Genomic DNA, 12321 nt, shown 5'->3' with positions numbered 1-12321 from the left:
GCTCGCCGGTCTCCATGACGATGACGCCCGAGGACGGCCCCGTGCTGCGGACGGACCGGCTGGTGCTCCGCCCCTGGCGGGTCGACGAGGCGGCGGTCCAGCGCGAGTTGTGGACCGAGCGGGATCCCCGCGTCCCGCCGCACCGTCGGATCGACGCGCAGGGACGCCCCACCGTGGAGGACCTCGCCGACGCGATCCGGCGCAACCCACCCACCTCCCCGCTCGGGCTGCTCGCGATCGAGCGCCGGGTCGAGTGCGACGTCATCGGCTACTGCGGGCTGGTCCACCAGGGGCACGGCCCGGAGGACGAGCCGGAGCTGGCCTTCGAGCTCCTCCGGCGGACGTGGGGCCAGGGCTATGCCACCGAGGCCTCGCTCGCGGTGATCGACCGGGCGAGGGCGGCCCGTGTCCGACGGTTGTGGGCCACGGTCTGGGACTGGAACCATGCCTCCCGCCGGGTCCTCGCCAAGGTCGGCTTCCGCGAGACGGCGCGGCAGGAGGCATACCCGGGGCGTGGCACGACGCTGTTCACCACGCGGGTGCTCTAGCTCACGCCCACGGGTCACGGTTCGGTCCGCGACGCGCCAGCCTGGTGTCAGACCGGTTCGAGCGGTCGGTGCGGTCCGGGCGGCAGGGAGAGACCGATCTCCTGGCCTGGCCGGATCTCGCCGCTGCACTCGACGACCGCCATGACCCCGGCCTTGCGGATCAGCCGCGAGCCGGTGGCCGACGGGGTGGCCGTGGAGGGGGCAGGCTGGTCGTGGGGCGACCCGTCCTCCTTCGCCAGGACGACCTTGAGCAGGCCGGGACGGAACTGGTTGATCTGGGCACAGGGGTTGCGCAGGCCGGTCAGCCGCAGCCGCGCCTCACCGATCTGCAGCAGCGTCCCGGTCGGGAGCCCGAGCAGGTCCAGGCCGGCGGTGAGGACGTTCTCGCCCAGGTCGCCGGGGCCGAGGGCATACCCATGCCTCTCCGCCTCGGCGAAGAGCTCGGCGTGGACGAGGTGGACCTGCCGCACGTTCGGCTGGGTCGGGTCGCGGCGCACCCTGGACCGGTGCTGGACCTTCGATCCGGCGTGCGCGTCGCCCACCACGCCGAGGCCCGCCAGCACCTCGATGCGCTCCACCGGCACCTTGCTGAAGCGGTGCTCCTCGTCCTTGCTGACGGCGACGACGCGCGGTCCCAATGCTCCTCCTGGTGGTGTGCGGGTCAGGCGGCCGGTGCGAACTCGCAGAAGCTCTCGTAGTGGTCGTCGGTGTAGTACCAGACCTCGGGGTCGATCTCGCCGCCGCCGGTGACGACGCGCTTGGCGCCGCGGTGGTCCAGCCCGGGCGTCTCGACCGTGAACTCCTGGTAGTAGCCGCGCGACTCGTCCGGGAGGTAGCCCTCGCGGTTCTCGAAGGTGACGCCGTCCCTGCCGTAGTCGTAGGGGCCGCCCGCCTCGATGTCGTCGACGACCGGGTCCAGCTCGTCCGGGAGTATGCCGTCGGCACAGGCGTCGACGTCGTCCCAGTCGCGGGTGTCGGTCCCGACCGGCTCGCCCGCCGCAGCGCCCGCCGGCGTCTCGTCGTCCAAGGTCGGCTGGTCCGACGTCGGCTCGTCCGAGGTCGGCTCAGAGGTCGTCGACGTGGGCTCGGGCGTCGTGGGTTCGGAGGACGTCGGCCTCGCTGCTGCGCCGGACTGCTCGGACGTCGGCTCGTCGCCGGTCCAGCCGCCCTGCCCGAGCGCCAGCACCAGCACGAGCACGGCGCAGAGCACGAGCAGCACGGCGGCGACGGGGCGCGACAGTCTCACGGCTGCTCACCGTCCTCCGGCCGGCGGGCCCCCAGGGCGACCACGGCCAGCGACTCCGCGTCGTCGAGGATCTCCGAGAGGATCCACCAGGCGCGCCCGTCCCGCTCGGCGAGGGCGCCGGCGTCCTCCCAGAGCAGCGCCACCTCCTGCCCGTCCCAGATCTGCCCCAGGTCGCGCAGCGAGTCGGCCATGGCGTCCAGGTTGGTCGCCGCGGTCCGGGGCAGCCGCAGCGCCTGCGCGAGCTGCGCCTGCGTCTCCCGCAGACCGCCGCCGCGCGGGGTGGTGACCTCGGCGACGGCATACCCGGACTGGGCGAAGTGGGCGCGGGCGTCGTCGGCGCGGTCGGCGGCGAGGATGATCACGGCTGGCCCAGGTGCTCGACGAGCCGGGGCGCGAGACCGACGTAGGTGGCCGGGGTGAGCGCGACGAGCCGCTCCTCGTCGTCCGCCGGCAGCCCCAGTCCGCGGACGAAGTCGACCAGCTCGGCCTGCCCGATCCGCCGGCCCCGGGTGAGCTCCTTGAGCCGCTCGTAGGGGTTGCTCATGCCCTCGACGCCGCGCGCCGCGAGCGCCCGCATGACCGACTGGATCGGCTCGGCGAGCACCTCCCAGTTGCGGTCGAGGTCGGCGGCCATCGCCTCCGGCACGGCGTCGAGCCCGGAGAGCCCGCGGCCGACGTTGTCGAGCGCGAGGAGGCTGTGGCCGAGCGCGGTGCCGATGTTGCGCTGCATCGAGGAGTCGGTGAGGTCGCGCTGCAGCCGGCTGGTCACCAGCGTCGAGGCGAGCACGTCGAGCAGGGCGTTGCTGACCTCGAGGTTGGCCTCGGCGTTCTCGAACCGGATCGGGTTGACCTTGTGCGGCATGGTGCTGGAGCCGACCGTGCCCTGGCCGCGGACCTGCGCGAAGTAGCCCATCGAGATGTAGGTCCACAGGTCGGTCGCGAGGTTGTGCAGGATGCGGTTGAAGCGCGCGACGTCGGCATACAGCTCGGCCTGCCAGTCGTGGCTCTCGATCTGCGTCGTGAGCGGGTTCCACTCCAGCCCGAGGTGCTCGACGAAGGTGCGGCTGACCTCCTGCCAGTCGGCGCCGGGCACCGCCTCGACGTGCGCGCCGTACGTGCCGGTGGCCCCGTTGAGCTTGCCGAGGTATGCGCATCGCTCGATCCGGTGCAGCTGCCGGGTGAGGCGGTGGGCGAGCACCGCGAGCTCCTTGCCCATCGTGGTGGGCGTGGCCGGCTGACCGTGGGTGTGCGCGAGCAGCGGCACCTCGGCGAGGTCGTGGGCCATGGCCGTGAGCTGGTCGACGAGGTCGTGCGCCTTGGGGAGCCACACCTCGGTGATCGCGCCCTGGACGAGGAGCGCGTAGGAGGTGTTGTTGACGTCCTCGCTGGTGCAGGCGAAGTGGACGAGCTCGGCGAGCGCGGCCGTGCGGGCCTCGGCGTCCTCGCTGCCGGCGAGGATGTCGGCGAGGCGGCGGCGCAGGAGGTACTCGATCGCCTTGACGTCGTGCACCGTCTCGGCCTCGATCTCGGCGAGCTCGGCGATCGTCGCGGCGTCGAAGTCGGCGACCAGCGCGCGCAGCGCGACCTGCTCGGGCTCGGTCAGCGTCGGGGCGCCCGGCACCACCTGCTGGGTCACCAGGTGGATCAGCCACTCGACCTCGACGTGCAGCCGGGCCCGGTTAAGGGCCGCCTCGGAGAGGTGGTCGACCAGCGGGGCGACCGCCCTGCGGTAGCGACCGTCGAGTGCACCCAGGGTCGGCGGCGGGTCGAGCTCGGCGAGGGGTGTGCGGGAGGCGGGGAGCGGCATACCGGCATTGTGGCAGGCAGCGGCGACGGCCCGGGCATCGTCGGTGTCAACTCGGGGTTGACTGTTGGTGGCGTCAAGACTATGTTGACACCATGACGACACCACAGGACCGTATGCGTACCTTCCGGATGACCTCGGGGGTGGCGGTGATCCTCGCGGGCTTCGTGAGCTACTACGTCTCCCGGCAGATCGACGGCGGCTTCTGGCACGGCTTCTTCCAGGGCGCGACGCTGGCGCTCATGGTCCTCGGCGCCTTCCTCGTGGGGAGCGGGCGGTGGCCGGGGCGCCGTCGTGACGGTGGCGAGGAGCAGCACTGGCTGCCGAGCCGGGACGGGCGATGACCGGTCCGGCGCAGGACGCGCCGCGGGAGGAGGACGAGGACCTCGTCGTCGCCCTGGGGAGGGTGATCGTCGGTGACGGGGGAGAGGTGTCGGTGGCCGGTGGCACGCTGGAGACGGAGGAGCACCTCCGGCTGGTGCGGCGGTGCGCCGAGGCCCACGAGGGCACGGCGGCGCTGCTGCAGCAGGCGGTCGGCTCGGCCCGCGGTGCGGGCGTGAGCTGGGCGCGGCTCGGGGCGGAGCTGGGTCTGAGCCGGCAGGGTGCGCAGCAGCGGTTCGGCGAGTCGGCCGGGCCGGGGGAGGAGGGCGATGCAGGAGCGGACGAGCGGTGGTTGGGCCCGGTCACCGCCGTGGACGAGATGGGCGAGCTGCAGCTCGCGGGTGAGCTGGGGTGGCACACCGTCGAGGCCGGGATGTTCCGGCACCGGATGGTGCGGACCGGCACGCGGTGGGAGCACCGGCGGGTGATCTGGACCCGGCCCGTGCGGCACTACCTCACAGAGGGGTGGCAGGTGGGTGCCCGTGCCTTCCCCTGGCTCTACCTCGTGCGCGACACCGGCCTGCCCGTGGAGGCGTGAGCGGCCCGGGCGGACCGGCCGGCTCGGGTCAGCCGCGCTTCTTGCTGTCCGGGTCGATGTCGTCGGCGTCGAGGTAGTCGCCGGTGACCCGGTCGCGGTGCTCGCGGGCGATGCGGGTCGCCTCCTCGGCCTCACGGTGCAGCCTGTCGGCGTGCAGCTGGGCCTCGCGGGCCTTGCCCTGCAGCTCCTTGGCGCGCTCCTCGGCGCTCTGGGCGTAGGACTCTCCGGACTGCGCCTTCTCCCGCAGCCCGGCCGCCTCCTGGCGGGCCGCATCGAGCCGCTTCCGGCGGGCCACGAGCCCCCAGACGACCAGCGCCGCGATGACGACCAGGGCGATGACGACGATCCAGACGATGGTCGAGGTGTCCATGAGCGAAACCTAGCCGATGAGTGCGGTGGACGCGCGGTCGCGCGGCCGGGTTGTTCCCGTTCCGACGGCGGCGGTGCTCCATCGCCCGAGCGGGGGCCGACCATGGCTGACGAGCACCACCGCGCGGTCCGCGCCGGCGTGCTCCAGCACACCCCCGAGGGCCCGCTGCGCCGTCGCGTCGTCGAGATGCGCCGTGGGCTCGTCGAGCAGGAGCACCGGCCGGCCGGAGACGACGGCGCGCGCGAGGGCGAGGCGGGTCCGCTCACCCCCGGAGAGCCCGGTGAGCGACGTGTCGAGCCCCTCGGGCAGGGTCGCGCACCAGTCGCCCAGGTCCACCGCCTCCAGCGCGTCCAGCAGGTCCGCGTCGGCGGCCCCGGGTGCGGCGAGCAGGAGGTTGGCCCGCACCGACCCGGCGAAGGCGTGCGGCTCGTCGTCGACCAGCGCGATGAGCGCGCGGGTGCCCTCCAGGTCCAGCTCCCGCACCTCCTGACCGGACACCCTTTGCGTCCGCTCCTCTGGACCGGACACCCCTTCCGTTCCGAACACACGGGGTGTCCGGTCGCGGTGAGGGAGGGGAGAGAGGGTATACGTGCCGCTCACCGGGTCGAGGTGGCGGGCGAGGACGGCCAGCGCGGTGGACTTGCCCGCGCCGTTGGGCCCGGTGAGGTGGACGCGATCACCCGGCTCCACGCAGAGGTCCAGCGCGAGGAGGTCCGGCACCGCCCGCTCACCCGGCTCCCACGCCGCGCTCACCCGGCGCAGCTCCAGCGAGGGAGCCCCGGCCGGCGGCTCGTCGTGCCCGGTGTCCGCGACCGCCGGCTCCTGGTGCAGCACGTCCTCGATCCGTCGGGCGGCGGCGCGGGCCCTGGCGCGGGCGCCCGCGATCTCGGGCAGACCCACCCAGGTGTCCGCGAGGGCGACGGGGACCAGCGCGACGAGCGCGGCATACGGGGCGCTGAGCGTGCCCGCCGCCTGCGCCGACCACGCGATCCCCGCGACGAGCGCGACCGCGGCCGCCACGACGACCCAGCTGAGCGTGAGCGCGACCGCCCGTGCCCGCGTGAGCCGGGCCTCGCACCCCCGCTGCCGCTCCTCCTGCGCGGCGAGATCGTCGAGCAGCAGCCGCTGGCCACCGGTCCGGCCGGTCACCGCCTGCACGGCGAGCAGCTCGGCGGCCAGCGACGCGCTGCGTTCGCGCACCCGGCCCCGTGCCCGCACGGCGTCGTCCTGGGCCCGGCGCTCGGCGGCATACCCGAGCACCGCGACGGCGGCGGCGACCAGGCCCGCTGCCGCCACCACGGCACCGGCCATCGGCAGGTGCCACCCGGCGATCGCCGCTCCCAGCACCGAGGCGATGAGGGCCGACCAGGCGGGGACGGTGACCCGGACCTGCTCGTCGGTGACGTCGTCGAGGTCCCGCGCCATCGCGCCCAGCAGGGCACCGCGGCTGCGCCGGCCCAGGCGGGCGGGGGTGAGCGGGATGAGGGCGGCGAAGAGGTCGGCGCGACGGCGGGCCAGGTCGGCCAGGGCGACGTCGTGGCTGACGACGCGCTCGGCATACCGGAAGACCGGGCGGAAGATGCCGAACGCGCGCACGCCCACCACCGCGACGAGCAGCGTGAGCACCACCGGCATCGTCGAGGCCTGCACGATGAGCCAGCCCGAGGTCGCGGTGAGGGCGACGCCGCAGCCGACCGACGCGCCGCCGAGGGCGCAGGCGAGGACGAGCCCGCGGCGGCCCCCGGGGACGGGGATCGGCCGGACCACGCCCGGCTCGAGGTCGGGTTCGGCGTCGGACTCCGCGTCGGCCCGGTCGTCCTGGTGCAGGAACGGTGCTGCGCTCCCGTCGCCGGGGCGACGACTCCGCAGCACCGTTCCTGCACCACCGTCGAGAGACCACCGGTCGTCGGCGAGCGCGGCCAGCTGCGGGTCGTGGGTCACCACGACGACGCGACGTCCTCGGGCGAGGTCGACCAGGACCTCGTGGACGAGGGGTATGCCGTCCGCCGCCACGTTGGCGGTGGGCTCGTCGAGGAGCAGCAGCGGCGCGGGGGAGAGTAGCGCGCGGGCCAGGGCGAGGCGGGCGCGCTGACCGGCTGAGAGGCCGAGCCCGTCGTCGCCGAGCCGGGTGTCGAGGCCGTGCCGGTCGGCCAGCTGGGCCCACAGGCCCACCCGGTCGAGCGCGTCCTGCATCTGCTTCTCGGTCGCGTCCGGGGCCGCCAGCGCGAGGTTGTCCCGCACGGTCCCGGGCAGCAGCAGCGGGCGCTGCGTGGCCAGGTGGGCGGCCGGTGCCGTGACCTGCCCCGAGGCCGGGGTGCGCAGACCGGCCAGCAGCTCGAGCACCGTGGTCTTGCCCGCCCCGCTGGGACCGGTGAGCACGGTGAGGCCCGGGGGCGCCGGCGTGGCGAGCGAGACCTCGGCGAGGGTTTGCGCCCGGCCGGGGTGGGCATACGTCACGGCGTCCAGGCGCACCCCCTCCCGACCGGACACCCCTCGTGTCCGGGCCGATGCGGACGGAAGGGGTGTCTGGTCGGAGGTGGGGGCGGACGGGAGGGGTGTCCGGTCGGAGGTGGGGGACAGCAGCCCGTCGGCGGCCAGGTCCTCCAGCACCTGCGCCCCGTCGGCGGCGTTGTGGAACTCCGCGCCCACCCGGCGGATCGGCCAGTAGGCCTCCGGCGCGAGCAGGATGGCGGTGAGGCCGACGACGAGGTCCATGCCGCCGTGCGCCAGCCGCAGCCCCACGGCCACCGCCACCATCGCCACCGAGATCGTCGCGAGCAGCTCGAGGGCCGCGGTCGACATGAAGGCGGTGCGCAGCGTGGCGACGCTGGCCCGCCGGTGCCGCTCGCCCACCTCGCGGACGGCGTCGACCTGGGCCCGCGCCCGCCCGTAGGCCACCAGCGTCGGCAGCCCGCGCATGACGTCGAGGAAGTGTCCGGCGAGCAGCTCCATCGCCCCCCAGCGGCGCTGGGTCTGCTCGCGCGTGTGCATCCCGATGAGCGCGGCGAAGACCGGCAGCAGCGGCAGCGTCAGCACGACGATGAGCGCGCTCCACGGGTCCACGACGACCAGGGTGACCAGCGCCAGCGCCGGGACGACCGCGGCGGTGACGAGCGCGGGCAGGTAGCGCGCGACATACGGCTCCAGCGCCGCGACCCCCTCCGTCGCCCGGGTGATCGCGACCTCGGTCGTCGGCCGCCCCTCCACCGGGCGCCCGAGCCAGCGGCGCAGCACCGCGGCGCGCACCACCGCGACCACCCGCAGCCCCGCCCACCGGGCGGTCAGCTCGCCCACCGCCGCCAGCACCCCGCGGAGCACGAGCAGCGCCACCAGCCACACGAGGTATGCCTGCAGCCCGGTCCCGCGGGCGACGGCACCGACGACGAGGGCGAGCACGACCGCCTGGGCGATCGCGACGACGCCCGAGGCGACGCCGACGAGTCCGAGCGCCGCGACCGGCCCGCGGGTGGCGGGCAGCGACCGCAGCAGCGCCGGGTCGACGGGGCGCACGGCTCAGCGCCCCGTCGGCGCCGTCGGCTGCGGCTCCACGGCGGCGTGGTGCACCTCGGTGGGGATGTGGTGGCCGGAGATGCGCTTGCGGAAGGTCCAGTAGCTCCACGCGGTGTAGAGGAGCATGACCGGCGTGAAGACCAGCGCCACCACGGTCATGATCCCCAGCGTCTTCTGGCTCGAGCTGGCGTTGGTGGCGGTGAGCGACCACGCCGGGTCGAGGCTGGAGGGCATGACGTCCGGGAAGAGCGCGAGGAAGAGCGAGGCGGTGGCGAGCCCGATGGCCACGAAGGTCCCGGTGAAGCCCCAGCCCTCGCGGCCGCGTGCGGCGAGGACCAGCCCGCCGACCAGGCTGAGCGCGGCGACCCCGGCCACCGTCCACGACAGCGGCGTGCCCGTGCGGAGGTGCAGCAGGCCCAGCCAGAGCACCGCGAGCGCGGCCGCGGCCAGACCCAGACGCAGCGCCAGCGCCCGCGCGTCGTGGCGCAGCTGCCCGTCGGTCTTGAGCGCGACGAAGAGCGCGCCGTGGGTGAGGAAGAGGGTGAGCGTGGTCAGCCCGCCGAGCAGCGCGGCCGGGTTGAGCAGGTTCCAGAAGCCACCGACATACTCCATGTCCGCGTCGATCGGCACGCCGCTGACGATGTTGGTGAAGGCGACGCCCCACAGCAGCGCGGGGACGAAGGACCCCACGACGACCATCGTGTCCATCCGCGCCCGCCACGTGGCCGAGTCGACCTTGCCGCGGTACTCCAGCCCGATGCCGCGCAGGATGAGGCCGACGAGGATGAGCAGCAGCGGGAGGTAGAAACCGGAGAAGAGGGTGGCGTACCAGTGCGGGAAGGCCGCGAAGATCGCGCCGCCCGCGGTGAGCAACCAGACCTCGTTGCCGTCCCAGAAGGGGCCGATCGCCGACAGCATCTGGCGCCGCCGCGTCTCCCCGGTATGCCCGGTACCGCCGTCGTCGTCGCCGCTCGGCGTCTCGTCGCGCCCCAGCACCGGCAGCAGCATCCCGACGCCGTAGTCGAAGCCCTCGAGGCAGAAGTAGCCGATCCAGAGGACGGCGATGAGGACGAACCAGATCGTGGTGAGTTCCATGGCGGTCTCCTCGCTCAGTAGGTGAAGACGTAGGCGTCGTCGTCGTCGCGGTCGGACGGGTCGTAGGACGCGTCTTCCGGCACCTGCTCGGCACCGGCCCGTCCGTAGCGCAGCAGCAGCTTGACCTCGACGACCGCGAGGGCGCCGTAGAGCAGGGTGAAGACGCTGAGCGAGGTCAGCACCTCACCCGTGGTCGTGCCCGGGGAGACGCCGGTGCGGGTGGTCATGAGGCCCATGACCAGCCAGGGCTGGCGGCCCATCTCGGTGAAGATCCAGCCGAAGGAGTTGGCCAGCAGCGGCATGAAGACGACGGCCGTGGCGACCCAGGCCCACAGCGGGTGGCTCATCCGGGTCTCGTCGTCCGGCTCGCCCTTGCCGCGCAGGCGCCAGAGCACGGCGACCGCGACGGCCATGGCCGCCAGGCCCAGGCCGATCATGAGGCGGAAGCTCCAGTAGGTCACCGGGATCACCGGGCGGTAGTCGTCGGCGGCGGTGAGCTCGGAGCCGGCATACGTCAGCTCGTAGCGGTCCTGGATGTGGTCGATGCCCTCGACCGCGCCCTCGAAGGAGCCGGTCGCGAGGTAGGACAGCAGCTTGGGGACGGTGATCGCCCAGACCTCCTCGTCACCGTCGAGGGTGCCGACGGTGATGATCGAGAAGGGTGCGCCCTCACCCTCGGGGACGTCCTCGTAGAGCGCCTCGGCGGCCGCCATCTTCATCGGCTGCACCTCGGTCATGATCTTGCCCTGCAGGTCGCCGGTGACGGCCGCCCCGGCGCCCGCGATGAGCACGGCGACCGCGCCGAGCCGGGCCGCCTTGCGGTACATCGGCTTGTCGACGGACGGGGTCTGCCGGCGCCACAGGTGCCAGAGCGCGAAGGTGAGCACGAAGGCGCCACCGGTCATGTATGCCGCGGTGAGGACGTGCGGGAAGGTCACCAGCTGCACCTTGTTGGTGAGCACCGCGAGGAAGTCGGTGAGCTCGGCCCGGCCGGTGTCGGGGTTGATCTCGTAGCCGACCGGGTTCTGCATGAACGAGTTGGCGGCCAGGATGAAGTAGGCCGAGAGCACGGTGCCGATGTGGACCAGCCAGATGCAGGCCGCGTGCAGCTTCTCCGGGATCCGGCCCCAGCCGAAGATCCACAGGCCGAGGAAGGTCGACTCGAGGAAGAAGGCCAGCAGCGCCTCGATCGCCAGCGGGGCGCCGAAGATGTCGCCGACGAAGCGGGAGTAGTCCGACCAGTTCATCCCGAACTGGAACTCCTGCACGATGCCGGTCACCAGCCCGAGCGCGAAGTTGATGGTGAAGAGCTTGCCGAAGAACTTCGTCAGGCGCAGCCACTGGGTGTTGCGGGTGCGCATCCACTGCGTCTGCATGATCGCCACGAGCAGGCTGAGCCCGATCGTGATCGGCACGAAGAAGTAGTGGTAGACGGTGGTGATGCCGAACTGCCACCTGGCCAGGTCGAGTGCGTCCACGGGAGGCCTCTCTTGGGGGGAGAGCGTTGGAAACTACGTGCTGTCGTACACACTACTCCGTGTCGTGGGCCAGGTCAGAGCCAGGCCAGGACGGCGACCGCGCACGGCAGGGCGAGCACCAGCAGCGCCAGCACGGTGACGGCCGCCCGCGCGGCCAGGGCGGCCGGCGGCCGGGCCAGCAGCCTGATGCGGGTGGTGACCTCGGTGCTCCCCGTGCCGGCCATGGCCACCAGCGCCCGGGCGAGCTCGGTATGCCCGGTGCGCTGCTCCGCGATCCGGTCCGCCAGGGCCTCGGTGAGCAGGTGCACCTCGCCCATGGCGGCCTGGACCCGCAGCGGAGGGGGGACCGCCTCGTGCATGACGGTGAAGAGCTCGAGCAGCAGGTCGTGCCGGGCGTCGAGGTGGCCCTGCTCGTGGGCGAGCACGGCGCGCAGCTGGGGTGCGTCGAGCCGGTCGAGGGCGGCCTGGGTGAGCACGATGCGCCGCTGCCTGCCGGGTAGGCAGTAGGCGGTGGGGTTGCCCTCGGCGATGACGGAGACGCCCGGCGGGCGCGCGACCTGCGTGGCCACCTGCGCCGTCGCCCCGTGCAGGCGCCCGCCGACGAGGTCGATGAGCTGGCGGTGCTTGGCACGCCGACGGCGCAGGTCGGTGCCGACCCGGTGCCCCGAGAGCAGGAGCCGCGCCAGCATGAGCACGGAGAGCGCGAGGGCCAGGCCGAGCAGCAGCGGCTGCGCCAGGCCCGTCGTGCGGACCGCGACCGGCGCGGCGAGCAGGGCGCAGGCCACCCCCGAGACGCCGACCGACTGCCACAGGAGCAGGGCCGGGCCCGGCAGGCGGCGCAGCGCCTCCCACCGCGGCAGCAGCCGGGGGGCGAGCAGGGTGAGGACGAGCGCCGCGAGGACGACCGAGGCGGTCAGCAGCGGGCCGGCCACGGCGGGGTGCGGTCAGGCGCGGCGGCGCTCGACCTCGGCCAGGGCGGCGCGCAGGTCGTCGAGCTCGCCCGGGCTGGCGTCGTCGAGGAAGTGCAGCATGGCCGCCGTGCGGTCGGCCTTCACCGTGTCGAGGGCGGAGCGCAGGGCGGTCGCGGCGAGCTGCTCCCGGCTGGCCGCCGCGGAGTAGCGCCAGGCGCGCCCGTCGCGGGTGCGCTCGGCGATTCCCTTCTTCGACAGCCGGTCGAGCACCGTCATCACCGTGGTGTAGGCCAGCTCCTTGTCGTGGTCGCGCTGCGCCAGCTGGTCGATGACGTCCCGGACGGACAGGCCGGGACCCTCCGACCAGAGGATCTCCATGACCACCCGCTCGAGGTCACCGAGGGAGGTGCTGCGCAAGGACATGCTCACCACAGTACGCC

The 12321-nt window shown here is 73.7% G+C and carries 13 protein-coding genes; 3 read left to right on the top strand and 10 right to left on the bottom strand.

Translation table 11 applies throughout. The features are described 5' to 3' along the window. The first annotated feature begins 14 nt into the window (after positions 1-14). Positions 15-548 (top strand): GNAT family N-acetyltransferase, encoded by a 534-nt coding sequence (locus tag SGUI_RS08425; protein ID WP_157621784.1) that lies wholly within the window; start codon positions 15-17, stop codon positions 546-548. A gap of 47 nt (positions 549-595) precedes the next feature. Here SGUI_RS08425 and SGUI_RS08420 read toward each other — a convergent pair whose 3' ends face one another. The 4 genes from SGUI_RS08420 to purB are packed head-to-tail and all read right to left on the bottom strand — an operon-like array spanning position 596 to position 3601. Further along, positions 596-1186 (bottom strand): MOSC domain-containing protein, encoded by a 591-nt coding sequence (locus SGUI_RS08420; RefSeq protein ID WP_191090885.1) that lies wholly within the window; start codon positions 1184-1186, stop codon positions 596-598. A 23-nt stretch (positions 1187-1209) separates the two neighbouring features. Next, entirely contained in the window at positions 1210-1794 is a 585-nt protein-coding gene (locus SGUI_RS18015; RefSeq protein WP_237141307.1) for a guanyl-specific ribonuclease, read from the bottom strand. Beyond that, the gene (locus SGUI_RS08410; protein WP_066638708.1) at positions 1791-2156 is read right to left on the bottom strand and encodes a barstar family protein; all 366 of its coding nucleotides are present in this window, start codon (positions 2154-2156) and stop codon (positions 1791-1793) included. Before SGUI_RS08410 ends, SGUI_RS18015 begins: the two co-directional genes overlap by 4 nt. Continuing rightward, a complete protein-coding gene (gene purB / locus SGUI_RS08405) occupies positions 2153-3601 on the bottom strand; it encodes an adenylosuccinate lyase (protein WP_066638706.1) in 1449 nt (482 codons plus the stop codon). The genes SGUI_RS08410 and purB overlap by 4 nt, the downstream gene beginning before the upstream one ends. Positions 3602-3693: 92 nt before the next feature. On the opposite strand from purB, the gene SGUI_RS08400 reads away from it, so the two are divergent. Then, positions 3694-3942 (top strand): hypothetical protein, encoded by a 249-nt coding sequence (locus tag SGUI_RS08400; protein ID WP_157621783.1) that lies wholly within the window; start codon positions 3694-3696, stop codon positions 3940-3942. After that, positions 3939-4517 carry a hypothetical protein gene (locus tag SGUI_RS08395; RefSeq protein ID WP_066638701.1) on the top strand — a complete coding sequence of 193 codons (579 nt, stop codon included), beginning with the start codon at positions 3939-3941 and terminating at the stop codon, positions 4515-4517. Before SGUI_RS08400 ends, SGUI_RS08395 begins: the two co-directional genes overlap by 4 nt. A 28-nt stretch (positions 4518-4545) precedes the next feature. Here the strand turns inward: SGUI_RS08395 and SGUI_RS08390 are convergent, their stop codons facing one another. From SGUI_RS08390 to SGUI_RS08365, 6 genes are all read right to left on the bottom strand, one after another. After that, the gene (locus SGUI_RS08390; protein WP_066638698.1) at positions 4546-4887 is read right to left on the bottom strand and encodes a hypothetical protein; all 342 of its coding nucleotides are present in this window, start codon (positions 4885-4887) and stop codon (positions 4546-4548) included. A 9-nt stretch (positions 4888-4896) separates the two neighbouring features. Next, entirely contained in the window at positions 4897-8397 is a 3501-nt protein-coding gene (gene cydD / locus SGUI_RS08385) for a thiol reductant ABC exporter subunit CydD (protein WP_066638696.1), read from the bottom strand. A gap of 3 nt (positions 8398-8400) precedes the next feature. Then, positions 8401-9492: a cytochrome d ubiquinol oxidase subunit II gene (gene cydB, locus SGUI_RS08380; RefSeq protein WP_066638694.1), complete on the bottom strand. Its 1092-nt coding sequence runs from the start codon at positions 9490-9492 to the stop codon at positions 8401-8403. Between the two features lie 14 nt (positions 9493-9506). Then, complete coding sequence (locus SGUI_RS08375; protein ID WP_066638688.1) at positions 9507-10970, bottom strand: cytochrome ubiquinol oxidase subunit I; 1464 nt, start codon at positions 10968-10970, stop codon at positions 9507-9509. 74 nt (positions 10971-11044) lie between these two features. Continuing rightward, positions 11045-11902 carry a M56 family metallopeptidase gene (locus SGUI_RS08370; protein WP_083190579.1) on the bottom strand — a complete coding sequence of 286 codons (858 nt, stop codon included), beginning with the start codon at positions 11900-11902 and terminating at the stop codon, positions 11045-11047. A 12-nt stretch (positions 11903-11914) separates the two neighbouring features. Next, the gene (locus tag SGUI_RS08365) at positions 11915-12304 is read right to left on the bottom strand and encodes a BlaI/MecI/CopY family transcriptional regulator (protein ID WP_066638677.1); all 390 of its coding nucleotides are present in this window, start codon (positions 12302-12304) and stop codon (positions 11915-11917) included. Positions 12305-12321 lie beyond the last annotated feature (17 nt).

Source organism: Serinicoccus hydrothermalis (assembly GCF_001685415.1).
Lineage (GTDB): Bacteria > Actinomycetota > Actinomycetes > Actinomycetales > Dermatophilaceae > Ornithinicoccus > Ornithinicoccus hydrothermalis.
Note: the sequence above shows the minus strand (reverse complement) of the source record. Positions and strands in the feature narration are given on the sequence as shown.